22 protein-coding genes and 1 pseudogene are annotated in these 26,005 nt (G+C 68.2%); 6 read left to right on the top strand and 17 right to left on the bottom strand.

The annotated features are described in order from the left end of the window. Window positions 1-9: 9 nt before the first annotated feature. The 5 genes from ACFVYE_RS06005 to ACFVYE_RS05985 form a co-directional block, all read right to left on the bottom strand. On the bottom strand, window positions 10-963 hold the full coding sequence (locus ACFVYE_RS06005; RefSeq protein ID WP_383963753.1) for a helix-turn-helix transcriptional regulator: 954 nt from the start codon (window positions 961-963) through the stop codon (window positions 10-12). A gap of 113 nt (window positions 964-1,076) precedes the next feature. Further along, entirely contained in the window at window positions 1,077-1,451 is a 375-nt protein-coding gene (locus ACFVYE_RS06000; RefSeq protein ID WP_383963750.1) for an FKBP-type peptidyl-prolyl cis-trans isomerase, read from the bottom strand. A gap of 43 nt (window positions 1,452-1,494) precedes the next feature. Further along, the gene (locus ACFVYE_RS05995) at window positions 1,495-2,448 is read right to left on the bottom strand and encodes an FKBP-type peptidyl-prolyl cis-trans isomerase (RefSeq protein ID WP_383963747.1); all 954 of its coding nucleotides are present in this window, start codon (window positions 2,446-2,448) and stop codon (window positions 1,495-1,497) included. 127 nt (window positions 2,449-2,575) lie between these two features. Then, entirely contained in the window at window positions 2,576-3,937 is a 1,362-nt protein-coding gene (gene pafA, locus ACFVYE_RS05990; RefSeq protein WP_093541264.1) for a Pup--protein ligase, read from the bottom strand. Window positions 3,938-3,946: 9 nt separating this feature from the next. Next, on the bottom strand, window positions 3,947-5,206 hold the full coding sequence (locus ACFVYE_RS05985; RefSeq protein WP_389604285.1) for an MFS transporter: 1,260 nt from the start codon (window positions 5,204-5,206) through the stop codon (window positions 3,947-3,949). Between the two features lie 134 nt (window positions 5,207-5,340). Here ACFVYE_RS05985 and ACFVYE_RS05980 point away from each other — a divergent pair, with 134 nt between their 5' ends. Continuing rightward, window positions 5,341-6,387, top strand: a complete 1,047-nt coding sequence (locus ACFVYE_RS05980; protein WP_383963741.1) for a LacI family DNA-binding transcriptional regulator — start codon at window positions 5,341-5,343, stop codon at window positions 6,385-6,387. A 53-nt stretch (window positions 6,388-6,440) separates the two neighbouring features. On the opposite strand, the gene prcA is transcribed toward ACFVYE_RS05980, so the two are convergent. From prcA to arc, 6 genes and pseudogenes are all read right to left on the bottom strand, one after another. Next, on the bottom strand, window positions 6,441-7,268 hold the full coding sequence (prcA, locus tag ACFVYE_RS05975; RefSeq protein WP_389604282.1) for a proteasome subunit alpha: 828 nt from the start codon (window positions 7,266-7,268) through the stop codon (window positions 6,441-6,443). Window positions 7,269-7,326: 58 nt separating this feature from the next. Beyond that, window positions 7,327-8,172, bottom strand: a complete 846-nt coding sequence (prcB, locus tag ACFVYE_RS05970; protein ID WP_383979763.1) for a proteasome subunit beta — start codon at window positions 8,170-8,172, stop codon at window positions 7,327-7,329. Further along, window positions 8,124-8,314 (bottom strand): annotated as a pseudogene (locus tag ACFVYE_RS05965) (endonuclease domain-containing protein); the annotation flags it as partial. The pseudogene ACFVYE_RS05965 and the gene prcB, both read right to left, overlap by 49 nt. A 99-nt stretch (window positions 8,315-8,413) precedes the next feature. Beyond that, a complete protein-coding gene (locus ACFVYE_RS05960) occupies window positions 8,414-8,632 on the bottom strand; it encodes a ubiquitin-like protein Pup (protein ID WP_016325855.1) in 219 nt (72 codons plus the stop codon). A gap of 120 nt (window positions 8,633-8,752) precedes the next feature. After that, the gene (gene dop / locus ACFVYE_RS05955; protein ID WP_383978978.1) at window positions 8,753-10,264 is read right to left on the bottom strand and encodes a depupylase/deamidase Dop; all 1,512 of its coding nucleotides are present in this window, start codon (window positions 10,262-10,264) and stop codon (window positions 8,753-8,755) included. Window positions 10,265-10,500: 236 nt separating this feature from the next. Then, the gene (gene arc / locus ACFVYE_RS05950; RefSeq protein ID WP_383978981.1) at window positions 10,501-12,267 is read right to left on the bottom strand and encodes a proteasome ATPase; all 1,767 of its coding nucleotides are present in this window, start codon (window positions 12,265-12,267) and stop codon (window positions 10,501-10,503) included. Window positions 12,268-12,508: 241 nt separating this feature from the next. Here arc and ACFVYE_RS05945 point away from each other — a divergent pair, with 241 nt between their 5' ends. Beyond that, a complete protein-coding gene (locus ACFVYE_RS05945) occupies window positions 12,509-12,820 on the top strand; it encodes a ferredoxin (RefSeq protein WP_383978984.1) in 312 nt (103 codons plus the stop codon). Between the two features lie 39 nt (window positions 12,821-12,859). On the opposite strand, the gene ACFVYE_RS05940 is transcribed toward ACFVYE_RS05945, so the two are convergent. From ACFVYE_RS05940 to ACFVYE_RS05930, 3 genes are all read right to left on the bottom strand, one after another. Next, a complete protein-coding gene (locus ACFVYE_RS05940; RefSeq protein ID WP_383978987.1) occupies window positions 12,860-13,438 on the bottom strand; it encodes a hypothetical protein in 579 nt (192 codons plus the stop codon). 229 nt (window positions 13,439-13,667) lie between these two features. Beyond that, window positions 13,668-14,573 (bottom strand): tRNA (adenine-N1)-methyltransferase, encoded by a 906-nt coding sequence (locus tag ACFVYE_RS05935; RefSeq protein WP_093541283.1) that lies wholly within the window; start codon window positions 14,571-14,573, stop codon window positions 13,668-13,670. Between the two features lie 50 nt (window positions 14,574-14,623). Further along, on the bottom strand, window positions 14,624-15,874 hold the full coding sequence (locus tag ACFVYE_RS05930) for a site-2 protease family protein (RefSeq protein WP_383975392.1): 1,251 nt from the start codon (window positions 15,872-15,874) through the stop codon (window positions 14,624-14,626). A gap of 171 nt (window positions 15,875-16,045) precedes the next feature. On the opposite strand from ACFVYE_RS05930, the gene ACFVYE_RS05925 reads away from it, so the two are divergent. Beyond that, window positions 16,046-16,891 (top strand): RecB family exonuclease, encoded by an 846-nt coding sequence (locus tag ACFVYE_RS05925; protein ID WP_383975395.1) that lies wholly within the window; start codon window positions 16,046-16,048, stop codon window positions 16,889-16,891. Between the two features lie 9 nt (window positions 16,892-16,900). After that, entirely contained in the window at window positions 16,901-17,572 is a 672-nt protein-coding gene (locus ACFVYE_RS05920; protein ID WP_093541287.1) for a response regulator transcription factor, read from the top strand. A 57-nt stretch (window positions 17,573-17,629) separates the two neighbouring features. Here the strand turns inward: ACFVYE_RS05920 and ACFVYE_RS05915 are convergent, their stop codons facing one another. The 3 genes from ACFVYE_RS05915 to metH form a co-directional block, all read right to left on the bottom strand. Continuing rightward, complete coding sequence (locus ACFVYE_RS05915) at window positions 17,630-19,231, bottom strand: ABC transporter substrate-binding protein (RefSeq protein ID WP_383975373.1); 1,602 nt, start codon at window positions 19,229-19,231, stop codon at window positions 17,630-17,632. A gap of 366 nt (window positions 19,232-19,597) precedes the next feature. After that, window positions 19,598-20,299: an HAD family hydrolase gene (locus ACFVYE_RS05910; RefSeq protein WP_383975375.1), complete on the bottom strand. Its 702-nt coding sequence runs from the start codon at window positions 20,297-20,299 to the stop codon at window positions 19,598-19,600. A gap of 120 nt (window positions 20,300-20,419) precedes the next feature. Continuing rightward, window positions 20,420-23,932 carry a methionine synthase gene (gene metH / locus ACFVYE_RS05905; RefSeq protein ID WP_389604277.1) on the bottom strand — a complete coding sequence of 1,171 codons (3,513 nt, stop codon included), beginning with the start codon at window positions 23,930-23,932 and terminating at the stop codon, window positions 20,420-20,422. A gap of 239 nt (window positions 23,933-24,171) precedes the next feature. Between metH and ACFVYE_RS05900 the strand changes: the two genes are divergently transcribed. Both ACFVYE_RS05900 and ACFVYE_RS05895 read left to right on the top strand, forming a co-directional pair. Then, complete coding sequence (locus tag ACFVYE_RS05900) at window positions 24,172-24,936, top strand: IclR family transcriptional regulator (RefSeq protein ID WP_389604275.1); 765 nt, start codon at window positions 24,172-24,174, stop codon at window positions 24,934-24,936. Between the two features lie 248 nt (window positions 24,937-25,184). Continuing rightward, window positions 25,185-25,976: an MIP/aquaporin family protein gene (locus ACFVYE_RS05895; RefSeq protein WP_383975384.1), complete on the top strand. Its 792-nt coding sequence runs from the start codon at window positions 25,185-25,187 to the stop codon at window positions 25,974-25,976. Window positions 25,977-26,005: the final 29 nt, after the last annotated feature.

The raw sequence follows: 26,005 nt of genomic DNA, 5'->3' as shown, positions 1-26,005 counted from the left end.
CGGTCCCCCTCAGTCCTTGGCCACGGCGCGCAGCCGGTCCACCACATCGGCCCGCAGATCGGCGGGTTCCTGTACGACGACGTCCGGACCGAACTCGACGAGCCAGGCGTCCAGGCCGTGCCCGTACGGAATCTCCAACTCGTCCCACCCGTCCCCGAGTTCCCGGACCGATATGGCGCGCGAGCGCAGCGGGTATCCGGCACCGGCCCGCAGCCTGATCCGCGCGGTCCGGGTCGCTGTCTCCCCCGCCCAGCTCTCGACGGTCTCGCGGACGGTCACGACGTCGGGCACCTCGGCAGTGAAGGCCCCGGCCCGGGAGCGGACCCGGCCGGTGATCCGGGAGAGCCGGAACACCCGCTCGGCACCGCGGTCCCGGTCCCAGCCGGCCAGATACCAGTGGCCACGCCAGCACTCCAGCGTCCACGGCTCGACCTGGCGCTGCTCGGGCCGGGCGGCGTTGGCCTTGCGGTAGTCGAAGGTCACCGGGCGGCGGTCCCGGCAGGCCAGCATCAACGGCTCGAACGCGGCCTCATGAACGGGGATACGGGGTTCGAGGGCGCTGTGCACCTCGTATGCGTCCTCGGCCTCCGGCATGCCCGCGGCCCGCAGCTTCTGCAGCGCTCCGCTGGCGGCACCGGCCAGCCGCGCCTGCTGCCAGACCTTGGCGGCCAGTCCGAGTGCGGCGGCCTCCTCGGCGTCCAGCGTGATCGGGGGCAGCCGGTTGCTGTCGCGGCGGGCGAGATATCCCGTGTCGCCGTCCAGGTTCTCCACGGTCTCGATGACCAGACCGAGCTCGCGCAGATCGTCCTTGTCGCGCTCGAACATCCGGTTGAAGGCGTCGTCGGAACCCGCTTCCAGATAGGCCTCGATGGAGCCGCGCAGCTCGCGCTTGCTCAGCGGGCGCCGGGTCCCCAGCAGACACAGGGCCAGGTTCATCAGCCGCTCGGCCTTGGCAATCGCCATCGACGCCCTTTCTGTTTTGCTCTACGACCGTCGACCGTACCGCTACGCGCTGTCCGGACAAAAGCGAGGGCCCGTGCCTTGCGGCACGGGCCCTCGTATCGCACGGATGCGGATCAGACAGCGACCAGGTCGCAGACGAAGATCAGTGCCTCGCCGGGTGCGATGCGGCCGCCACCGGCGCCGCGGTCGCCGTACGCGAGGTGCGCGGGAATGGTCAGCTGGCGACGGCCGCCGACCTTCATGCCCTGCACGCCCTGGTCCCAGCCGGAGATGACCTGACCGACACCGAGCTGGAACTGCAGCGGAGTGCCGCGGTTCCAGGAGGCGTCGAACTCCTCGCCGCTGGAGAAGGCCACGCCCACGTAGTGGACGGAGACGGTGTCGCCCGCCTTGGCCACCGCGCCGTCACCTTCCCAGATGTCCTTGATCTCCAGGTCGGCCGGCGGCTCGCCACCCGGGAAGTCGATCTCGGGCTTCTCGATGCTCACTGACTTGCTCCTCTTAATGATGAACTGGGCAACCGGGACAGTCTTACATCTTTGCCAGGATGTCCACGGCGAACACCAGCGTGGACTTCGCGGGGATGGTCTGCTGCGCCTTGTCACCGAACCCCTGGTCCGGCGGGATGACGAGGAGCACACGGCTGCCGATCTTCTTGCCGACCAGACCGTTCTTGAGCCCCTTCAGGGTGACCTGGGCCAGTGGGAAGGTCTGCGTCTTGCCCGCCGTGTAGGTGCTGTCGAACGTCTTGCCGTCCTTCCACAGCAGACCGACGTAGTTCACGATGACGCTGTCGGTGTCCTTCACGACGTCGCCCTTGGACTCCAGGATGTAATTGGAGACGAGCTTCGTCGGCGGGTCGGTCTTGGTGGGGATGGTGACCTTGGGGGCCTTGCCGTCGGTGTTGGTGCCGACCTTGGGCAGGTCGATATTGTCCTGGGCGACCGCGGTGCCCTTGGCGGACGTCGGGATCTGCGTCGACTTCACGATGTCGACGACGAAGACGAGCGTGGCGTTCGGCTTGATGTCGCCCTGGCCCTGCGCTCCGTAACCGAGGTCCGGCGGAATGACCAGTTCGACCCGGCTGCCGACCTTCTGGCCGACGAGGCCCTTGTCCCAGCCCTGGATCACCATGCCGGCGCCGAGGGTCAGATCGAACGGCTGCTTGCGGTCGAAGCTGTTGTCGAACGGCTTGTCGGAGTCCCAGGCCTGCCCGAGATAGTTGACCTGGATCGCATCGCCGTTCTTGAGCGTGGCGCCGTCACCCTGGCTGATGACCCTGGTCTTCAGCTCCTTGGGCGGGTTCCCCGTGCCCTTGGACAGGGTGGGCTTCTCGCCGAACTTCGCGCCCGCTGTGATCGCGGGGAACCCGTCCTTGGACGCGGCGGAAGCGGAAACGGAATCGGAAGCGGAGCCCTTTTCGTCACCGCAGGCCGCTGTCAGCAGCAACAGGGGGACGACGAGAAGGCCGGCAAGTCGGCGCACTTGTTCCTCAGATCTCAGACGGCACAGTTGGTTTAGTCCTCGACACTCTAGGGCGTACGCAGGGCCCCGTACGAGGAACGTACGGGGCCCGCGTTGCGTCGGGAGCCGAGGTTGTCCTGTTGCCGGCTCACATACCCGCGATCAGCTTCTCCACTCGGTCGTCCACCGAACGGAACGGGTCCTTGCACAACACCGTGCGCTGCGCCTGGTCGTTGAGCTTGAGATGGACCCAGTCGACGGTGAAGTCCCGCCGCTGCTCCTGGGCCCTGCGGATGAAGTCACCTCGCAGCCGCGCCCTGGTCGTCTGCGGGGGCACGGACTTGCCCTCGAAGATCTTCAGGTCGTTGCAGACACGGGCGGCCTGTCCCTTGCGCTCCAGCAGGTAGTACAGGCCGCGGCGGCGGTGGATGTCGTGGTACGCGAGGTCTATCTGGGCAACCCGCGGATGCGACATGGTCATGTTGTGCTTGGCCCGGTACCGCTCGATGAGCTTGTACTTCATCACCCAGTCGATCTCGGTCTCGATCCGGTCGAGGTCCTCGGCCTCGATCGCGTCGAGCGTACGGCCCCACAGCTCCAGGACCTGGGCGACGGTTCCGGTGCGGATGCCACGGCGGTCGACGAAGTCGACGGCCTTCTCGTAGTACTCGCGCTGCACCTCGATGGCGGACGCCTCGCGGCCACTGGCCAGGCGCACCTTGCGCTGCCCCGTGGTGTCGTGGCTGACCTCGCGGATCGCCCGGATCGGGTTCTCCAGCGTCAGATCCCGCATCACGGTGCCCGCCTCGATCATACGGAGCACCAGATCGGTCGCGCCCACCTTGAGCAGCATGGTCGTCTCGGACATGTTGGAGTCACCGACGATGACGTGGAGGCGGCGGTACCGCTCCGCGTCCGCATGCGGCTCGTCACGCGTGTTGATGATCGGGCGGGAGCGCGTCGTGGCGGAGCTGACGCCCTCCCAGATGTGCTCGGCACGCTGGCTGACGCAGTAGACGGCGCCCCGCGGTGTCTGCAGCACCTTGCCCGCACCGCAGATCAGTTGCCTCGTGACGAGGAAGGGAATGAGGATGTCCGCGAGCCGGGAGAATTCTCCGTGCCGCGCCACGAGATAGTTCTCGTGACAGCCGTAGGAGTTTCCCGCCGAGTCGGTGTTGTTCTTGAAGAGATAGACGTCGCCCGCGATTCCCTCCTCGTGCAGGCGGCGTTCGGCGTCGACGAGCAGGCCTTCGAGAATGCGCTCGCCGGCCTTGTCGTGGGTGACCAGCTCGGTCAGGTTGTCGCATTCGGGGGTTGCATATTCCGGATGCGATCCCACGTCGAGGTAGAGGCGGGCGCCGTTCCGCAGAAAGACATTGCTGCTGCGGCCCCATGACACAACACGGCGGAAGAGGTAGCGCGCCACTTCATCAGGAGACAGTCGGCGCTGTCCCCTGAACGTGCACGTGACGCCGTACTCGTTCTCCAGCCCGAAAATGCGGCGGTCCATGACTGAACATTACGCCTGATGGCCTGAGCTGAAACCGGGTTCGACAGCACCGTTTCGATCATTTTCCGATCCTTGTACAGCAACGGCCGTACGCCCGGGAACTGCGAGGACCTTTCCCGTGGCCAGCAGGACCAGCAGCGCCGCCACCCCGCCGGCCCCCGCGACGGCGAAGCTCCACGTCGTGCCGCCCAGCTCGACGGCCGGACCTGCCACGGCCGTTCCCGCCGCCGCGCCCACTCCGAACGTCGTCACCAGCCAGGAGAACGCCTCGGTCACCGTGCCCTGCGGAGCATGCCGGTCGACCACGATGAACGAGCACGCGATCGCGGGCGCCAGAAAGACTCCGGCCACTGCCGCCAGAGCGGTCATGGCGACCACCCCGGGGGTCAGCATCAGCGGCAGATAGCCCAGCGCCAGCAGCGCGACGATGACGCACAGCCGGCGCTCCGGAGCCCCGGCCCACTGCCGCGCCCCGTACACCGCACCGCCGACCAGCGCACCCAGCCCGAGCGCGGCCATCAGCCAGCCGTACACCGACTCCCGGCCGTGGTCGTCGGCGTACGCCACCCCGGCCACCGTGATCGAACCGAGCGCGAGCCCCACGAAGAAGAACGAGCCGAGCAGCGCCAGCAGTCCCGGCGAGCGCAGCGCGCCCAGCCAGTGCGCCTCACGGGGCGCGGAACGCCAGGCACGGGAGGGCTCGCAGAGGACGACGGAGAGCGCCCCCAGGACCCCTATCGCGTTGATGACGAGCAGGGCGGCGGCGGGCGACCAGAGGGAGACGAGCATCGTCACCAGCAGCGGTCCCACGGTGAACATGACCTCCTGGGCGACGGCGTCCATCGCGTACGCCCGGTGCACCCGGTCCTCGCCGCCCAGGACGCTCGGCCACAGGGCCCGCAGACCGCCTTCCAGTGGCGGGGTGAACACACCGGCCACCATCACCGCCCCGTAGGCCAGCGGCAGTGACCCCAGGCCCACCAGCGCCAGCAGGGCCATGCCCAGCGCCGACACCACGGAGGCCGGGAGCTGGACTCGCGGCTGGCCGTACAGGTCCACGGCGCGGCCCAGCAGCGGCTGTCCGACCGCGGTGGACAGCCCGTACACGGCCGCGAGCGCACCGGCGAGGGTGTAGCTGCCGCCCTCGGCCCGGGTGAACAGCACGATCGCGATATGGGCGGTGCCGCTCGGGAGCCGCCCCACCAGGGTTCCTGCCAGCAGCCGGGCGGCGTGCCGCGCCCGGAGGATGTCCAGAAATCCCGCGGCCATGTCCCGCCCCTCTCCCTCGGGCACTCTCCGGCACCCTGAGGTTTTACGTATAACTTCGAGCTTCATACGTACCATGTGCCCAGTCCGCAGGTCCACCTCACGGCGCCTGCTCCCCGACCGGCCCGGAGGCCCGAGTGACCGGCGCACCACAGTCACAGCCCGCCCCGGCCCGGCCCACCAGCCGCGATGTCGCGCGGGCCGCAGGCGTCTCGCAGGCCACCGTCTCCCTCGTGCTGGGCGACAAATGGCGAGGCAGGGTCTCCGAGGCCACCGCCGGGCGTGTACGGCAGGCCGCGCACGAACTCGGCTACCAGCCCAACCTCGCCGCCCGCAGCCTCCGCCTGGGCCGCACCAGGACCGCGTTGCTGGTCGTCCCCGCGCTCACCAGCGAATTCTTCGCGCGCGTCTACACCGGCGCCGCCGCGGTCGCCGCCGAACACGGCTTCGGGGTGGTCCTCTACCCGTCCCCCGAGGGCACGGGGCCTGCCAGGGATCCCTTCGCCTCGGCGCGCGCCTCCCTCGACGGGGTGATCGCCTCCTCCATGGCCGCCGGCGCACTCGACGTGCTGCGCGGCGCCGGCCTGCCGCTGATCATGCTCGACAGCGATCCGGCGGATACCGGCGTCGCGGCCCGGGTCAACCTCGACATCGCCGACGGCATGCGGCAGGTCGCGGAGCATCTGCTCGCGCTCGGCCACCGCCGCTTCGTCCATCTCGCGTCGGCGGTCGACACCTGGACCTTCGCGGTCCGTGCCCGGGCGCTCCACGACGCCCTGGCAGCGGTGCCCGGCACCTCCATACGGACCGTCACGGCGACGCTCGACGTACAGGCAGGCCGCGAAGGGGCGGAGCACGCACTCGGCGCCTTCGGCCCCCGGCCCACCGCCATCGTCTGCGACGACGACATCCTCGCCGCGGGCGCCTGCAAGGCTGCCCGCAGGCTGGGGCTCCGCGTCCCCGACGACCTCTCCGTCACCGGTTTCGACGATCTGGCCCTGGCCACCGCCGTCGAACCGGAGCTCACCACCGTGCAGCTGCCCGCCGAGCAGGTCGGTGAACGCGGCATGGCCGCCCTGCTGGCGGTCCTGGACGGCCGCCCGGCCGAGCCCGGCAGCCTGCCCGTGCACCTGGTCGCACGGGGCTCCTCGGCGCCCCCGCCCGCGGACGGTCAGCGCTCATGACGGTGCCCCGGCCCGCCGGGAAGGGCGGACCGGGGCACCGGCACAGCGGTGGACTACTCCTCGGAGGACTCCACGTCCCCACCGGAATCGGTGGACTTGGTGACATCCGTCGTGCTCGTGGGGGACTCGGTCCCCTCGCCGTCCTCGATGTCGGAGGGGGCATCCGTCGGTGCGGAGCCGCCGTCCGCCTCCAGCAACCGCGCCAGCTGCCGGCCGACGATCCGCTTGAACTTCCGCTGCTGCGGCCTCGTACGGTCCAGGACAGCCACTTCCAGCCGCTCCGCGGGGATCTCCCGCTCGCTGCCGTTGGGATCGCGGGACAGCGCCTGCACCGCCAGCTTGAGCGCCTCGGCGAGCGTCATGCCGTCGCGGTGCCGCTGGTCCAGGAAGGTGCTGATCTGCTCGGCATTCCCGCCGACCGCGACCGATCCGTGCTCGTCGACGATCGAGCCGTCGTGCGGCAGCCGGTAGATCTGGTCGCCCTCCGGCTCGGCGCCGACCTCGGCGACCACCAGCTCCACCTCGTACGGCTTCTCCGCCGCACTGGAGAAGATGGTGCCCAGCGTCTGCGCATAGACATTGGCCAGCCCACGGGCTGTCACGTCGTCACGGTCGTAGGTGTATCCACGCAGATCGGCATAGCGCACACCGCCGATGCGGAGATTCTCGTACTCGTTGTACTTGCCGGCGGCGGCGAAACCGATCCGGTCATAGATCTCGCTGAACTTGTGCAGCGCACGGGACGGGTTCTCGCCGACGAACACAATGCCGTCGGCGTACTGCAGCACAACAAGGCTGCGACCACGGGCGATGCCCTTCCGGGCGTATTCCGCCCGGTCGGCCATGGCCTGCTGAGGTGAGACATAGAACGGCGTCGACACCGGTTATCCGTCCCTTTCTGTCAGTGACGAGAGCATCGAAGAAGCAGCGGAACGGCGATCAGAGCAGCGCGGCGCGCGGGCCGTCGGGCTGTTCCATCCGGCGTTCCAGAATCGAGCGGGCGATCTCGGACGATTCCGCCTCGGCCAGCTTCCGGAAGCCCTCGTCGGTGATGACGGTGACAATCGGGTAGATCCGCCGGGCCACATCAGGACCGCCGGTCGCCGAGTCGTCGTCCGCGGCGTCGTACAGCGCCTGCACGACCAGGGTGAGGGCCTGCTGCTCCGTCAGATCCTCGCGGTAGAGCTTCTTCATCGAGCCACGGGCGAAGATCGACCCGGATCCGGTGGCAGCGTATCCGTGTTCCTCGGAGCGGCCGCCGGTGACGTCGTACGAGAAGATCCGGCCCTTCCCGCGGTCGACGTCGAAGCCGGCGAAGAGCGGCACGACGGCAAGGCCCTGCATGGCCATCGCCAGATTGCTGCGGATCATCGTGGAGAGCCGGTTCGCCTTGCCCTCCAGGGAGAGCTGGGCGCCCTCGACCTTCTCGAAGTGCTCCAGCTCCAACTGGAAGAGCTTGACCATCTCCACGGCCAGTCCGGCCGTGCCGGCGATGCCCACCGCCGAATACTCGTCGGCCGGGAAGACCTTCTCGATGTCGCGCTGCGCGATCATGTTGCCCATGGTCGCCCGCCGGTCGCCGGCCAGGACGACACCGCCGGGGAACGTCGCTGCGACGATGGTCGTCCCGTGCGGCGCCTCGATGGCCCCCTGCAGCGGCGGCAGGTTCCGGTTGCCCGGGAGCATCTCGGGAGAATGGTCGGACAGGAAATCCATGAACGAAGAGGATCCCGGCGTCAGGAAGGCAGCTGGTAGACGCCCGGTGCTACGAGTGTTGGCTTCCACGCGTTTCCCTCCAGGTATGCGACGGCCCTGCGCAAGGTGTCAGGATCGTCTCCCAACGTACCGATGGCCGAATTGCAGTTGATGCGTTTACGCCACGGACCCTACCCGTCCCGCGGCGGTGATCCACATGAACTGCGGGGGCAGCTGCACGGCCTGCGGTGCCGCTTGTGGCCGCGCGGTACGGGCCGACCCGGCCCGTACCGCGCGTACCTCTCCACTCCCCCGCGTTCACATTTGTGAACTACTGTCCACCCTTTTGAACGAAGGAACGCACGAAGTCCTCTGCGTTCTCCTCGAGTACGTCATCGATCTCGTCCAGAACCGAGTCGACATCGTCGCTCAGCTTCTCCTGGCGCTCCTTGAGGTCCTCGGACGCCTGCGCGTCCTGCGCCTGCTCCTCGACCTCCTCGGTGGAGCGCGTCGCCTTCTGCTGTCCGCCGCCGGTGTCCTTGGTCGCCATTTAGCTCACCCCGCTCGGTTCGAAGCACTTGATCAGACCCTACCTACGGGGTCCGACATTGGCCCGGTAGTTGTCTCAACGTCCGGGGGTCATCCCGATGTTTCCCCGATCGCGGCCCTTTCAGCCGCCCGACAGCACCTGGACCAGCTCTTCCGCCGTGCGGCAGCGGTCCAGGAGCTCCTTGACGTGATTACGGGTGCCGCGGAGCGGTTCCAGCGTGGGTACCCGTTGCAGTGAGTCATGACCCGGCAGGTCGAAGATGACCGAGTCCCAGGAGGCCGCGGCCACGTCGTCCGCGTACTGTTCCAGGCAGCGGCCGCGGAAATAGGCCCTGGTGTCCTCCGGAGGCTTCGTACGGGCCTTCTCGACCGCGTCCTCGCCCAGCAGGCGCTTCATCTTCCCGCGGGCCGCCAGACGGTTGTACAGGCCCTTGTCGGCCCTCACATCGGCGTACTGCAGATCCACCAGGTGCAGGCGCGCCGCGTCCCAGTCCAGGCTGTCCCGGCGGCGGTAGCCCTCCATGAGCTCCCGCTTGGCGATCCAGTCGAGCTCACCGGACAGGCTCATCGGATCGTTCTCCAGCCGGTTGAGAGTGTCCTCCCAGCGGATCAGGACGTCCTTGGTCTGCTCATCGGCGTCCACCCCGTACCGTTCCTCGACGTACTTGCGGCCCAGCTCGAAGTACTCCATCTGGAGCTGCACCGCGGTGAGTGTACGGCCGCTACGCAGCGTGATCAGATGCTTCAGTGTCGGGTCGTGGGAGACGTGGTGCAGGGTGCGCACCGGCTGGTCGACCGCGAGATCGACGTTGATGAAGCCGTCCTCGATCATGGAGAGGACCAGGGCGGTGGTGCCGAGCTTGAGATAGGTGGAGATCTCCGAGAGGTTCGCGTCGCCGATGATCACATGGAGCCGGCGGTACTTCTCGGCATCGGAGTGGGGTTCGTCGCGGGTGTTGATGATGGGGCGCTTAAGGGTGGTCTCCAGCCCGACCTCGACCTCGAAATAATCGGCGCGCTGACTGATCTGGAAGCCGTGCTCGTGGCCGTCCTGGCCGATTCCCACGCGTCCCGCTCCGGTGACCACCTGGCGGGAGACGAAGAACGGGGTCAGATGGCGCACGATGTCGGAGAACGGGGTTTCCCGCTTCATCAGGTAGTTCTCGTGCGTGCCGTACGAGGCGCCCTTGTTGTCGGTGTTGTTCTTGTAGAGGTGGATCGGCTGGGCGCCGGGAAGCTGGGCCGCGCGTTCGGCCGCTTCGGCCATGATGCGTTCGCCGGCCTTGTCCCAGAGGACCGCGTCCCGCGGATTGGTGACTTCCGGGGAGCTGTATTCGGGGTGCGCATGGTCGACGTAGAGGCGGGCCCCGTTGGTGAGGATGACATTGGCCAGGCCGATGTCCTCGTCGGTGAGCTGGCTGGAGTCCGCGGTCTCGCGGGCGAGGTCGAAACCTCGCGCGTCCCGCAGCGGGTTCTCCTCCTCGAAGTCCCAGCGGGCGCGGCGCGCCCGGTGCATCGCCGCTGCGTAGGCGTTGACGATCTGGGACGAGGTGAGCATGGCATTGGCGTTGGGGTGGCCGGGGACGGAGATCCCGTACTCCGTCTCGATGCCCATTACTCGCCGTACGGTCATGCGGCCCTCCTTGCCCGGCGGCGCTCCCTTGAGGGGGCGGCGCTCAAGTACCGCTGCTTGTCCGGTGCGTGTGCGGTGCCCGTCCCCGCACTGCGCGACCGGGCGGTACGCAAGAGCCTAGAGCGACTCTGTGCTGGTGGGGAGATCAATTACGTCATTGCTGCGGTGTCGCGTGAGCTGTCCGGAAAGCAACCGGCTGCGGATGCCCGGCCGGGCATCCGCAGCCGGTCTGCGTTCTACAGGTACTGCCCGGTATTCGCCACCGTGTCGATGGACCGACCGGTGTCTGCGCCCTGCTTTCCGGTGACCAGCGTACGGATGAAGACGATCCGCTCGCCCTTCTTGCCGGAGATCCTGGCCCAGTCGTCCGGGTTCGTGGTGTTCGGCAGGTCCTCGTTCTCCTTGAACTCGTCCACGCACGCCTGGAGGAGATGGGAGACGCGAAGGCCCTTCTGGCCCTGGTCGAGGAAGGCCTTGATGGCCATCTTCTTGGCCCGGTCGACGATGTTCTGGATCATCGCACCGGAATTGAAGTCCTTGAAGTAGAGGACTTCCTTGTCGCCGTTGGCGTACGTGACCTCGAGGAAGCGGTTCTCCTCGGACTCGGTGTACATCCGCTCGACGACCGACTGGATCATGGCGTGCGCAGCGGCTTCCTTGGAGCCGGTGTGCTCCGCGAGGTCGTCCGAGTGCAGGGGCAGCGAAGGTGTGAGGTACTTGGCGAAGATGTCCTTCGCAGCCTCTGCGTCGGGGCGCTCGATCTTGATCTTCACATCGAGTCGGCCGGGTCGCAGGATCGCGGGGTCGATCATGTCCTCGCGGTTGGAGGCGCCGATGACGATGACGTTCTCCAGGCCCTCGACGCCGTCGATCTCGGCGAGCAGCTGAGGGACGATGGTGTTCTCCACGTCCGAGCTGACGCCGGATCCCCGGGTGCGGAAAAGGGACTCCATCTCGTCGAAGAAGACGATGACGGGGGTGCCCTCGCTCGCCTTCTCACGGGCGCGCTGGAAGACCAGGCGGATGTGCCGCTCGGTCTCGCCGACGTACTTGTTGAGGAGTTCCGGGCCCTTGATGTTGAGGAAGTAGCTCTTGCCCGCGGGCTGGCCGGAGACTTCGGCGACCTTCTTGGCAAGGGAGTTGGCCACTGCCTTGGCAATGAGTGTCTTGCCGCAGCCGGGCGGACCGTAGAGCAGGATGCCCTTCGGTGGCCGCAGTTCGTGTTCCTTGAAGAGGTCGGGGTGGAGGTAGGGGAGCTCGACCGCGTCCCGGATCAGCTCGATCTGGTCGCCCAGGCCGCCGATCTTGTCGTAGTCGATGTCCGGTACTTCTTCGAGGACGAGTTCTTCGACCTCGCTCTTGGGCACCACTTCGTAGACGTAGCCGGACCTGGGTTCGAGCAGCAGGGCGTCGCCGGGGCGGATGGTGATGTCCAGCAGCGGCTCGGCGAGCCGTACCACCCGCTCCTCGTCGGTGTGCCCGATGACCAGGGCCCGTTCGCCGTCCTCGAGGATTTCCTTGAGTGTGACGATGTCCCCGGCCCGCTCGAATTCCATGGCGTCGACCACGTTGAGCGCTTCATTGAGCATGACTTCCTGGCCGCGCCGGAGGTCGTCGAGCTCAACACTGGGGCTGACATTCACCCGGAGCTTTCGGCCCCCGGTGAAGATGTCGCAGGTGCCGTCCTCATTGCCCTGCAAGAACACACCGAAACCGGCCGGCGGCTGTGCGAGCCGGTCGACTTCTTCCTTGAGGGCCACGATCTGGTCGCGGGCCTCGCGGAGTGTGTTGGCGAGCCGCTCATTCTGCGCGGACACGCCTGCCAGGTTGGTCTGCAACTCGACGATCCGCTCTTCGAGAATCCTCGTATGGCGCGGAGAGTCGGCGAGCTTACGTCGCAGGACGGCGATTTCCTGCTCGAGATAGGCGACCTGGCCGGCTGGGTCTTCGGACCCCCGCCCGGGCCGGATGCCGCGGTTGATGTCGTCGTCGTGGGCTGCCACGGTCCTCACCTCCTCCAAGGGGAGCTGGACGCTTCCTGACCCTACCTGGGTGGGTGATGATTGAAACCCCTAGATCACAAAGACTGCGAGGCGTGTCCGATCTTCACCCTTGCGTTCCCCCTCGTGTCAGGGGAATACCCACCCTTCAACATCGGAAAGCGGCCGGTTGTATCGTCGAACCGTTCAACACCCGTCAGGGCTGGCTACTTTTGGTTCGGATACGCAGGAAACGGCAGGAGAAATGACCGTGCAGCAGGACGCTCCCACCGGCAGCGACACGCAGGACCTGGAGGTCTGGATCGACCAGGACCTCTGCACGGGAGACGGCATCTGCGTGCAGTACGCACCCGAGGTGTTCGAGCTGGACATCGACGGTCTGGCGTATGTGAAGAGCGGCGACGACGAGCTGCTGCAGGACAAGGGCGCGACGACGCCCGTACCGCTGCCACTCCTTCAGGATGTGGTCGATTCGGCCAAGGAGTGCCCGGGCGACTGCATCCATGTACGTCGCGTTTCGGACAGAGTCGAGATGTACGGCCCCGAGGCCGCCTGATCCGGCGGTTCCGGCCGGGCGATCACGCGCAGTGACCGCTCAGGCGCTGCTCGGGGCGGCCCCGGTGGCGCGGACGAATGCGCCGCCCTGCCACTGCCAGGTGACCTCTTCCTGCTGGTCGGGACAGCAGCGCGCTACCGCGGCCGAGGAGTAGCCGAGCAGGGTGGCGGAGATGATGCCGTCACGCACCGCGAAATCGCCGACGCTCATCTCCTGGGCGGGGTCCACCAGGGTCGCCACGACCCGGGGTGTGGGCCCGCTTCCTTGTGTGAGGACGTAGACGCCGCTGGGCGGGGTGCCGGATCCGGCCGCGCAGTGGACCACGGCGACGGTCTCGGGGCGGCCGTCGCCGTCGAGGTCGCCGGGTGCCTGTTTGGCGACGGTGTTCTCCAGCCCGCCGCATTCCAGGGGGAACGTTGCCCGCTCCGGATCGGGTGCGGCGACGGATGCGGTGCCGTGCTGCGCGGTGGTGCGGTGGGGGGTCGAGGCGGAGGCCGTGGGATCCGGCTGGAGCATGCCTGCGGCTGCGACGACAGCGGCCATGGCTGTCGCGGTGGCCAGCCAGTGCAGCGGCGTGGTGTCGGTGTGCGCGAGGTCCGGGAGCTCGGAGGGCTGCACGCGGGATGTCTCCTGTGGTTCCTGTGGTTCGAGGATGCCTGGGTGGGCGGTGCCGCCGGTGGGACGTCCGCGGTGGCGTGGGGGTGGCCAGCATCGTGCCACACCTCACAGAGCAGGGGAACGGTGGGGTCGACACGGATGCGCTTCCGTAGCGGCAACGAAAAGGCGCCGCCGCCGAGTTCCCGGGTCGGTCCGGGAACTCGGCGGCGGCGCCGGTACGTTGTGCGGCTCAGCCGCGGGAGGAGCCGCTCTGGCTGCCGGGACCGTCGTAGTCCTCGCCGTAGGCGCCCTTGGCGGGGCGGCGGCGGCGCAGCGGGGCCTCCACACCGTCGGCCAGACGGCGGGCGGTGACGAGGAAGCCGGTGTGGCCGATCATGCGGTGGTCCGGGCGGACGGCCAGGCCCTCGACGTGCCAGTTGCGGATCATCGATTCCCAGGGCTGCGGTTCGGCGAAGCAGCCGATCTCACGGATGGACTCGACGGTCCGCGCGAGCTGGGTGGTGGTCGCGACGTACGCGCAGAGGATGCCACCGGGCACGAGCGCCTTGGAGACGGCCTCCAGGCACTCCCAGGGGGCGAGCATGTCGAGGATGACACGGTCGACATCGGTGTCCGAGAGGTTGTCCTGGAGATCGCCGACGGTGAGCTGCCAGGCGGGGTGCGGTTCGCCGAAGTAGCGTTCCACGTTCTGCTGGGCGATCTCGGCGAAGTCCTCGCGGCGCTCGTAGGAGTGCAGCATGCCCTGGTCGCCGATGGCGCGCAGCAGGAAGGTGGAGAGCGAGCCGGAGCCGACGCCCGCTTCCACGACGCGGGCGCCGGGGAAGATGTCGGCGAAGGCCAGGATCTGCCCCGCGTCCTTGGGGTAGACCACGGCGGCGCCGCGGGGCATGGACAGGACGTAGTCGGGGAGCAGGGGGCGCAGCGCGAGGTAGGCGACGTTTCCCGTGGTTCGGACAACACTGCCCTCGGGGGCACCGATCAGCTCGTCGTGCGGGAAAGAACCCTTGTGGGTGTGGAAATTCTTTCCGGCTTCGAGCGTGAAGGTGTAGTGGCGTCCCTTGGGATCGGTGAGCTGGACCTGGTCCCCGACCTTGAAGGGCCCGCGTCGGCGGGCGGCACCGGTCGGTTCAGACATGTGACCAGCGTACCGGTGATTCCCGGCGCGCCGACCGCGAGCCCGGGCGGTCAGGCGGCGGGCCTCGCCAGAGCGGCGACGAATGCCCGTTCGACGTCGGTGGTGGACAGCACGCCGTAGATCTCGCCGGTCTCCTCGAGGACGAGGTATTCGGTGGCGGGGTTGGCCTTGAGCCTGTCCAGGAGTGCTTCGCCGGCCAGCTCGGCCGAGATCTTCATGCCATCGGTGAGGTCCTGGGCAAGGCTGCTGACGGCGACCCAGGGGCGGCGGTGTTCGGGGACGGAGACGATGGCCGTCTCGCGGACGACGCCCTGGGGTTCGCCGTGTCCGTCGACGACGACGAGGGCGCGGGCGCCCGCCTCGTTGGCGCGGCGCAGGGCCTCGGAGAGCGGGGTGGCGGCCTCCACCGGAACGGCGCGCCGGGTGAGGGTGCGGGCGCGCAGTTCGGGGAGGTGTTCGCGCAGGCGGGCCATGCGCAGGCTGTTTCCCGCACCGGTCCAGATGATGGCGGCGAGGATGGCGGCGAGCAGCGCGTCGGTGACGGTGTCCAAGCCGCTGAGGTCTCGGGGGTTGTTCCCGAAGGCGCCTGTGTGGGTGAGCAGCGGGAGGCCGATGAGGGTGACGACGGCGAGCGCGCGGCCGACCCAGGCGGCGGCGACGGTGCCGCTCATCGGCCGCCCGGTGATCTTCCAGACGACGGCACGGAGCATGCGCCCGCCGTCGAGCGGGAGACCGGGGAGGAGGTTGAAGGCGGCCACCAGGAGGTTGGAGATCATCAGTCCGGCGAGGAGGACACCGGGCACGGTGCCGGGCGCGACGAACGTCATCCCTACGTAGAAGAGCCCGGCGAGCACCAGGGAGAGCAGGGGGCCGACGAAGGCGAGAACGAATTCGCGGCCGGGGGTCTCGGACTCCTTCTCGATCTCGGAGACGCCGCCGAAGAACTGGAGCTGGATGCGGCGCACCGGCAGCTTGTAGCGCAGCGCGACGACCGTGTGGGCGAGTTCGTGGACGAGCACGGACGCGTAGAAGGCAATCGCGAAGAAGAGGGAGACCAGATAGCGGGCCGCGCCGAGCTCGGGCAGTACCCGTTCGAGCTGACCTCCGAAGACCCAGGTGATCAGTGCGGCCACGAGGAACCAGCTGGGCGCGACGTACACGGGCACGCCGAAGGGACGGCCCATCAGCAGGCCGCCGCCGGGCTCTTCGGCGCGCCGCGGTTCGCCCTTCTCGGGGCCGGCGCCGGGGCCCGTTCCCCCTGCACCGGGCTGCGGCCGCCCGCTGTCGCCGCTCTCGTCCACGAGGTCCCTTCGGTCGGTGCCGTACGGCACGATCATGCAGTGTTCGAGGGTGTGTGGTCGATGGTATGCCGCCGGCTGTCAGTGGCGGGTCGTAGGGTCTTCGACATGACCTCACTGCCGCGGCCGCCTCAGCCGCCTTCGTCCCTGTCGCCGTCGCGGGCGAGCGATTTCATGCAGTGTCCTCTGCTGTACCGCTTTCGGGTCATCGACAAACTGCCCCAGAAGCCCAGCGAAGCGGCAACCCGGGGCACGCTGGTGCATGCGGTGCTCGAGCGGCTTTTCGACAACCCGGCGGTGGAGCGCACGGCCGGCCGGGCCACGGCGCTGATCCCCGGCCAGTGGGACCGGCTGCTCGAGTCGAAGCCGGAGCTGTCGGAGCTGTTCGCGGAGGATGCCGGGGGCGAGCGGCTGGCACGTTGGCTCTCGGAGGCGGAGAGCCTGGTGGAGCGGTGGTTCTCACTGGAGGATCCGACGCGCCTGGAGCCCGCCGAGCGGGAGCTGTTCGTCGAGACGGAGCTGGAGTCGGGGCTGCGGCTGCGCGGGGTGATCGACCGTATCGATGTGGCGCCGACGGGCGAGGTCCGGATCGTCGACTACAAGACGGGGAAGGCACCGCGCCCGGAGTACGCGGAGGGCGCGCTCTTCCAGATGAAGTTCTACGCCCTGGTGATCTGGCGGCTGAAGGGCCTGGTGCCCCGCCGGCTCCAGCTCGTCTATCTCGGCAGCGGCGACATCGTGACGTACGACCCGGTGGTGGCGGATCTGGAGCGCGTCGAGCGGAAGCTGCTGGCGCTCTGGGACGCGATCCGGCTGGCGACGGAGACGGGCGAGTGGCGGCCCCGGCCGACGAAGCTCTGCGGCTGGTGCGACCACCAGTCGGTCTGCCCCGAATTCGGTGGCACTCCCCCGGTCTATCCGTTGTCAGTACGCCCGGCGGAGTCGGAGCAGGATGTCCAGGGCAGAATGGATCCGGTCCGTGCTGAGGCCGGCCGGCCTGTGGCCCTCGAAGGACCTTAAGGAGACCCTGTGGCTATCCGCGTCCTACTGGTCGATGACCAACCGCTGCTGCGCACCGGCTTCCGGATGATTCTGGAGGCGGAGGGGGATCTCGCGGTGGTGGGCGAGGCCGGTGACGGTCTCCAGGCTCTCGACCAGGTGCGGGCGCTGCAGCCCGATGTGGTGCTGATGGACATCCGTATGCCACGGATGGACGGTGTCGAGGCGACGCGCCAGATCACCGGTCCCGGCCGGGACGGTCCGGCGAAGGTGCTGGTGCTGACCACGTTCGATCTCGACGAGTATGTGGTGGAGGCGCTGCGCGCCGGTGCCAGCGGCTTCCTGTTGAAGGACGCTCCGGCCAATGAGCTGGTGCAGGCCATCCGCGTGGTCGCCGCGGGCGAGGCGATGCTCGCTCCGAGCATCACCCGCAGGCTGCTCGACAAGTATGCGGACCATCTGCCGTCCGGCGAGGAGCCGGTGCCCGACACCCTGCACACACTGACGGACCGTGAGGTCGAGGTGCTGAAGCTGGTGGCGCGCGGTCTGTCGAATGCGGAGATCGCCGCGGATCTGTTCGTCAGTGAGACCACGGTCAAGACGCATGTCGGCCATGTGCTGACCAAGCTCGGTCTGCGCGACCGGGTGCAGGCGGCCGTCTACGCGTACGAGAGCGGTCTGGTGCGCCCCGGCGCCCAGTGAGCGGAGTGGCAGGAGCGGCGCCTTCCGGCCAGGTGCGGCCGGGGGCGCCGTTCGTGCTCAGACGCGTCCGTCGCCCAGCTCCCAGAGCTGAAGATCTGCGGAGGAGTTGACCGCCCACTCGACACCGGTGAGATCCTCACGGGAGGCGACGTACTGCTTGCCCTGCCAGATCGGCAGTACCGGGACGTCGTTGGCGACGATGTCCTGGAGCTGCTGGAAGGTCTTGGCCGAGGCGCTGCGGTCGGTCTCGCGGCGGGACTGCGGAATGAGCGTCTTCTGGGCCAGGGTCGACTTGTAGGGCGAGTTGAGGAAGTTGTTCTTGTCGAGGAACGGCGCCATGAAGTTGTCGGGGTCCGGGAAGTCGGGGAACCAGCCCATGCCGTAGACGGCGTAGTCGCCGCGCAGCTGTGCCGGGCGGTACTTCGCCCAGGGACTTCCCTGGACGGTGACGTCGAACAGTCCGGTGTCGTTGAACTGCTTCTTCAGGGTTGCGAACTCGGCGGCCGTGCCGGCGCCGACACGGTCTGTCGGGTAGTGGAGCGTGAGCTTCACCGGGGTGTCGACGCCTGCGGCGTTCAGGGTCGCCGCAGCCTTCGTGGTGCTGGGTTCGCTGTACTTGTTGTAGAACGAGTTGGCGTGCGCGGTGATGCCGGACGGGATCAGCGAGTACAGCGGCTCGGCCGTGGTGCCGTACACCTTGCTCGCGATTTCACCGCGGTCGATGATCTGGGCCATGGCCTGGCGGACGGCCTTGTTCTTCACGGCCGGGTCGTTGGTGTTGAAGCCCAGGAAATGGATGGCGAGGCCTGGCATCTCGGTGAGTTTGATGCCGTCCGTGGGCTTTTCGAGCATCTGCTGGGCCTGCTCGGGCGACATGGTGCGGGTCATCATGTCGATCTTCGCGTTGTCGAGGGCCTTGCCCATGGCCGTCGGGTCGGGGAAGACGTCCAGCTCGACCTTCTCGTTCCGTACCTTCAGATCCCCCTTGTAATGAGGGTTCCTGGTGAAGAGCACCTTGACGACCTGGTTGTGCTCGACTTCCGGCTTCATGGTGTACGGGCCGGAGCCGTCCACCTGGAATCCGGTGCGCGCGGACTTCGCCGCGTACTTGCTCCGCGGCACGATCCCGGCGACCGGGGTGGCGAGCTTGTACGGAAACGTGGCGTCCGGCGCGCGCAGGTGGAAGATGACCTCCCGCTCGCCCAGTGTCTCGACCGTGTCGATGTTGTCGAGCAGGGCGACGGGCCCGTTGGCGGCATCGATGCGGATGACGCGGTCGATGGAGTACTTCACGTCGTCGGCGGTCATGGCCTTGCCGTCGGCGAACTTCAGACCGCTGCGCAGCTTGCAGCGGTAGCTCTCGTTCTGCGTGTCCGTGAAGGTGCAGCTCTCCGCGGCTTCGGGCACCGGCTCGCCGCCGCCGCGCGGCACATGCACCAGGGTCTGCACGGTCTGCCGGAGCACATTCCATACGCCGGCTTCATAGCCGATGGCGGGGTCGAGCGGCGCAGGGTTGTCCTTGGAGGCGACGAACTTGTCCGTGGTGCCGACAACGATGGCGGCCCTGCCATCGCCCCCGTCGCCCGACGCGCCGCAGGCGGCGAGTACGGGTGCGAGCAGGCCGACGACGGCCGGCAGCACCAGAGTCTTGCGGTTCATCTTGGACGCTCTCCCTCATCCGTGCACTGAGAAAGCGACATTAGTAGGCGCCGTCGGCAATGCCGGACCGGAGATGTCCCGATGCGTAATCAGACGGTGATGAGAATTAGCGGCGAGCCGTTTTCCTCGGCCGGGAAGGTTCCGTACAGGACCTCACCAATCGGGACACTTCGACACACCAAAACGGACACCTCGGTGGATCTCGAGAAGCCTTCAGAGGTCATTCGGGTGATAAAGCTCACGCCCGGGGCTCATTCTTTCCTTTGCCGCACACCCGGCTTGCACACACTTACGTACGACAGAAAATGCACCATCCGACGCCGAGAGTTTTTCGATTTATTCACAGAAACACTCTCGGTGTGCGGATCACCGCATTCCTGTGACCAGGCCCCGGAGAAATGCGAGATCGACTTCTTCGAGCGACCGTACGACCACCCTGCCGGAGGCAGGGGCGATCGGCGCGACGGACGGTACGGCGACCACCCGGCAGCCAGCGGCCTCCGCCGCCGCGACGCCGGTCGCGGTGTCCTCGATGACCGCACAGAGCTCGGGGACCGCCCCGAAGCCGGACGCGGCGGTGAGATAGGGCTCCGGGTGCGGTTTGGTACGGGAGACCTCGTCGCCCGCGACGGTGAGGGAGAAGTGGTGGTGGCCCACCGAGTCCAGCACCCGGTCGATGATCCGCCGGTGCGAGGCGGAGACCAGGGCGGTGGGAACCTCGTGCCTGGCCAGCTCGGCCAGCAGCCGTGCCGCGCCCGGCATCAGCGGCACCCCGCGGTCGATGCGCCTCTCGAAGCGGTCGTTGAGCAGCACGGTGAGTTCGGCGAGGGTGATGTCCGCGCCGGTGACATCCATGAGGTAGCCGGCGCTGCGGGTCATCGGCCCGCCGACCACCACGTCCCGCCAGGCCTCGTCGAGCTGATGGCCGAGCTCGGCGAAGACCTCCACCTCGGCGTCCCACCAGAAGCCCTCGGTGTCGACGAGCGTGCCGTCCATGTCGAGCAGGACGGCCTGCAGAGCGGCGCCTTCGGCCGTGCGGGTCATGGACGCGGGAACCGTGCTGGTCATCCGGCACACCTTCCGTAAGGGACGAGAAGGCCGGCCGCCATTTCCCGTGGGGAGGGCGACCGGCCTGCACTGGACCGACCAGTGTACGACTTGTCCTGCTGCCGTGCGCTGAACGGCGTCTTACCGCGCGTTGAAGTACTTCGCCTCCGGGTGGTGGATGACGATCGCGTCGGTGGACTGCTCCGGGTGCAGCTGGAACTCCTCCGAGAGATGCACACCGATCCGCTCGGGCTGGAGCAGCTCGGCGATCTTCGCCCGGTCCTCCAGGTCGGGGCAGGCGCCGTAGCCGAGCGAGAAGCGCGCGCCACGGTACTTCAGCGCGAACATGTCCTCGACATCGGCGGGGTCCTCGCCGCCGAAACCGAGCTCGGAGCGGACCCGGGCGTGCCAGTACTCGGCGAGGGCCTCGGCCAGCTGTACGGACAGGCCGTGCAGCTCCAGGTAGTCGCGGTAGGAGTTGGCCTCGAAGAGCTTCGCGGTCTCGCCGCCGATCTTCGAGCCGACGGTGACGACCTGGAGGCCGATCACATCGGTCTCGCCCGACTCCTCGGGGCGGAAGAAGTCCGCGAGGCAGAGGCGGCGGCCGCGGCGCTGGCGCGGGAAGGTGAAGCGTGTGCGCTCGGAGCCGTCCTCGTGGAGCAGGATCAGGTCGTCGCCCTTGGAGACGCAGGGGAAGTAGCCGTAGACGACGGCGGCTTCCAGCAGGTTCTCGGTGTGGAGCTTGTCGAGCCAGCCGCGCAGGTGCGGGCGGCCCTCGGTCTCGACCAGCTCCTCGTACGTCGGCCCGTCACCGGCGCGGGCCTGCTTGAGGCCCCACTGGCCCTTGAAGAGGGCGCCCTCGTCCAGCCAGGACGCGTACTCCTTGAGCTGAATGCCCTTGACGACCCGGGTGCCCCAGAACGGCGGTGCGGGGACCGGGTTGTCGACGGCGACGTCGGAGCGGACGCCCTCCTCGGGCTCGTCGACCTCCAGGACCGCCGTGTCCCGCTTGGGGACGCGGCGCTGCTTGAGTTCGGGGAGGGTGGCGCCGGGGACGCCGCGCTTGACCGCGATGAGGGCGTCCATCAGGCGCAGCCCCTCGAACGCGTCACGGGCGTAGCGGACCTCGCCCTCGTAGATCTCGTGAAGGTCCTGCTCGACATAGGCCCGGGTGAGGGCCGCGCCGCCGAGGATCACGGGGAAGTCGGCGGCCAGCTTGCGCTGGTTCAGCTCCTCCAGGTTCTCCTTCATGATCACGGTGGACTTCACCAGGAGACCGGACATGCCGATGACGTCGGCGCGGTGCTCCTCGGCCGCCTCCAGGATCGCGGAGACGGGCTGCTTGATGCCGAGGTTCACGACGTTGTAGCCGTTGTTGGACAGGATGATGTCGACGAGGTTCTTGCCGATGTCATGGACGTCGCCGCGGACCGTGGCCAGGACGATGGTGCCCTTGCCCTCGGCGTCGGACTTCTCCATGTGCGGTTCCAGATGGGCGACCGCGGTCTTCATGACCTCGGCGGACTGGAGCACGAACGGCAGCTGCATCTGGCCGGAGCCGAAGAGCTCGCCGACGACCTTCATGCCTTCGAGCAGCGTGTCGTTGACGATGTCGAGGGCCGGGCGGGTCTGCAGGGCCTCGTCGAGGTCGGTCTCCAGGCCGTTCTTCTCACCGTCGATGATGCGGCGCTGGAGGCGCTCGTCGAGCGGCAGGGCGAGGAGTTCCTCGGCCTTGCCCGCCTTCATGGACTTCATGTTGACGCCCTCGAAGAGCTCCATGAGCTTCTGGAGGGGGTCGTAGCCCTCTGCGCGGCGGTCGTAGATGAGGTCGAGCGCGACCTCGACCTGCTCCTCCTCGAGGCGTGCGATCGGCAGGATCTTGGAGGCGTGCACGATCGCCGAGTCGAGTCCGGCCTTGACGCACTCGTCGAGGAAGACGGAGTTCAGCACGACGCGGGCGGCCGGGTTGAGGCCGAAGGAGATGTTGGACAGGCCCAGCGTGGTCTGGACGTCGGGGTGGCGCTTCTTCAGTTCGCGGATGGCCCCGATGGTGGCGATGCCGTCGCCCCGGGACTCCTCCTGACCGGTGCAGATGGTGAAGGTCAGGGTGTCGACGAGGATGTCCGACTCCTTGATGCCCCAGTTGCCGGTCAGGTCCTCGATGAGCCGCTCGGCGACGGCGACCTTGTGCTCGACGGTACGGGCCTGACCCTCCTCGTCGATGGTCAGGGCGATCAGCGCGGCACCGTGCTCGGCGGCCAGCGCGGTGACCTTGGCGAAGCGGGACCCGGGTCCGTCGCCGTCCTCGTAGTTGACGGAGTTGAGGACGGCACGGCCGCCGAGCTTCTCCAGACCGGCCCGCAGGACGGGCAGTTCGGTGGAGTCGAGCACGATCGGGAGGGTGGAGGCGGTGGCGAAGCGGCCGGCCAGCTCCTCCATGTCCGCCACACCGTCGCGGCCCACGTAGTCGACGCAGAGGTCGAGCATGTGGGCGCCCTCGCGGATCTGGTCGCGGGCCATCTCCACGCAGTCGTCCCAACGGGCCTCCAGCATGGCCTCGCGGAACTTCTTCGACCCGTTGGCGTTCGTACGCTCGCCGATCGCGAGGTACGAGGTGTCCTGGCGGAACGGGACGGTCTGGTACAGGGACGCGGCGCCCGGCTCGGGGCGCGGGGTGCGGGGAGTGACGGCGACGCCGCGGACCCGCTCGACGACCTGGCGCAGGTGCTCCGGGGTCGTACCGCAGCAGCCGCCGACCAGCGAGAGGCCGTACTCGCGTACGAAGGTCTCCTGGGCGTCGGCCAGCTCGGCCGGGGACAGCGGGTAGTGCGCACCGTCCTTGCCGAGCACGGGGAGGCCGGCGTTGGGCATGCAGGAGAGCGGGATGCCCGAGTGGCGGGCGAGATAGCGCAGGTGCTCGCTCATCTCGGCGGGGCCGGTGGCGCAGTTCAGGCCGATGAGGTCGATGCCGAGTGGTTCCAGAGCGGTGAGCGCCGCGCCGATCTCGGAGCCGAGCAGCATCGTGCCGGTCGTCTCCACGGTGACGGAGCAGATCACCGGAAGATTGGCACCGGTGGCCTCCAGGGCGCGGCGGGCGCCGATGATGGAGGCCTTGGTCTGCAGCAGGTCCTGGGTGGTCTCGACCAGGAGGGCGTCGGCGCCGCCGGCGATCATGCCCTCGGCGTTCTGCTGGTAGGCGTCGCGGAGCTTGGTGTACGGGGCGTGACCCAGCGTCGGCAGCTTCGTGCCCGGGCCCATGGAGCCGAGCACCCAGCGCTGCTGTCCGGTGGAGGCGGTGAACTCGTCGGCGACCTCGCGGGCGATGCGCGCGCCCGACTCGGAGAGCTCGAAGACCCGCTCGGCGATGTCGTACTCGCCCAGGGCCGCCAGGTTGGCGCCGAAGGTGTTCGTCTCGACGCAGTCCACGCCGACGGCGAAGTACTCCTGGTGCACGGAGCGCACGATGTCGGGGCGCGTGACGTTCAGGATCTCGTTGCAGCCTTCGAGGTCCTGGAAGTCCTCGAGGGTGGGGTCCTGCGCCTGGAGCATCGTGCCCATGGCACCGTCGGCCACCACCACCCGGGTGGCAAGTGCCTCGCGGAGGGCTTCGGCTCGGTTCCGGCTGTCGGCGGAAGGGGTCGGCGACGAGGCCATGGATGTACTCCCTGGGATGCGACGGCTGTCGGCTTTGCGTCTTCGGCGGAAGGCGCACCAGGCCAGCGTAGCCGGGAGGCGCCCGGGGCCGTCACTCCGTCCCACGGAACGGACGGCATGCTGTGCGGGGGGATGTCCGGATCGCAGTGGTGCCGCAGTTTTCCTGTGGGATCGAGCACAGGTCGGCATCGACCGATAGTGTTCAGCATTGTCGAACCGAGGTGGAGGAGTACGGCGCGATGGCCAAGAACATCCAGTCGCTGGAGAGGGCGGCGGCGATGCTGCGCCTGCTGGCAGGCGGCGAGCGTCGGCTGGGGCTGTCCGACATCGCCTCGTCACTGGGCCTGGCCAAGGGCACCGCACACGGCATCCTGCGCACGCTCCAGCACGAGGGCTTCGTCGAGCAGGACGCGGTGTCCGGCCGCTACCAGCTGGGAGCCGAGCTGCTGCGTCTGGGCAACAGCTATCTGGACGTCCACGAACTGCGGGCCCGCGCGCTCGTCTGGACGGACGACCTGGCCCGCTCCAGCGGTGAGAGCGCCCATCTGGGAGTCCTGCACCAGCAGGGCGTCCTCATCGTCCACCATGTCTTCCGGCCCGACGACAGCCGACAGGTCCTGGAGGTGGGTGCCATGCAGCCACTGCACTCCACGGCCCTGGGCAAGGTGCTCTCGGCGTACGACCCGGTGGCGCACACCGAGGCCCTGGAGGTCGAGCGGCAGTCCTTCACGCCGCACACCGTCACCGATCCGGAGGAGTTCGAGGCGATGCTCGACCTCATCCGGGCCCGCGGCTGGGCGGCCGACGTCGAGGAGACCTGGGAGGGCGTGGCCGCGGTTGCCGCCCCGATCCACGACCGGCGGCGGATGCCGGTCGGCGCGGTGGCCGTGACCGGCGCGGTGGAGCGGGTCTGCGCGGACGGGGAGCTGCGCCCCGAGCTGATCGCCGCGGTGCGGGACTGCGCCCGCGCGGTCTCCAGGGATCTGGGCGCCCGGCGCTTCTGACCGCCGCGGCGGGTGATCGTTACCGACGGGCTGTCGGTAACGATCGAGTTATAGGCCACACAACCCTTGACGCCTGATTCATCTGGGAGAAACACTGCCGTTCACCGGTCGACATTGTCGAACAGCTAACGGAAATACGCGTTAGGGTGTGACAGCGTCAAGGCCGGAAAACGCCCTCACATGAGGGCGCGGACCACCGGAGGGACCCGGGGTTCGGCTTCCCTGGACGAAGGACAAAGGAGTCGCGGGTGTCCAGCTCCGACATCTTCATCGGCGAGACCATAGGTACCGCCGTACTCATCCTGCTCGGCGGCGGTGTCTGTGCCGCCGTCACTCTCAAGCGCTCCAAGGCCCAGAACGCCGGCTGGCTCGCCATCACCTTCGGGTGGGGTTTCGCCGTGCTGACCGGCGCTTATCTGGCCGGTGGCGTTTCCGGCGCGCATCTCAATCCGGCGGTCACGATCGGTCTCGCGATCGAGGGCGGCACCAAGTGGAGCGACGTACCGCTCTACCTCGGCTCCCAGCTGCTCGGCGCGATGATCGGCGCGGTGCTGGTCTGGCTGACGTACTACGGGCAGTTCCGGGCGCATCTCACCGATCCGGAGATCCTGAGCGCCCAGCCGGGTGAAGAGGCCATGGTCGACAAGGCCTCCGCCCCGAAGGCGGGCCCGGTGCTGGGCATCTTCTCCACCGGCCCCGAGATCCGGCACGCGGTGCAGAACCTCGTCACCGAAATCATCGCCACCGTCGTGCTCGTCCTGGCGATCCTCACCCAGGGCCTCAACAACGAGGGCAACGGCCTGGGCACGCTCGGCGCACTGGTCACCGCTCTGGTCGTCGTCGGTATCGGTCTCTCCCTCGGCGGGCCGACGGGTTACGCAATCAACCCGGTTCGCGACCTCGGTCCGCGTATCGTGCACGCGCTGCTGCCGCTGCCGAACAAGGGCGGCTCCGACTGGGGCTACGCATGGATCCCGGTCGTCGGACCGCTCGTCGGCGGCGCGATCGCGGGCGGGCTCTACAACGTCGCCTTCGCCTGAGCCGTGGTGCACAGAGCCGTAACCCTCAA

Source organism: Streptomyces sp. NPDC058239 (genome assembly GCF_042882185.1).
In the GTDB taxonomy this organism is placed as follows: Bacteria; Actinomycetota; Actinomycetes; order Streptomycetales; family Streptomycetaceae; genus Streptomyces.
The sequence above is the reverse complement of the archived record's forward strand: the minus strand, read 5'-3'. Positions and strand labels throughout refer to the sequence as shown.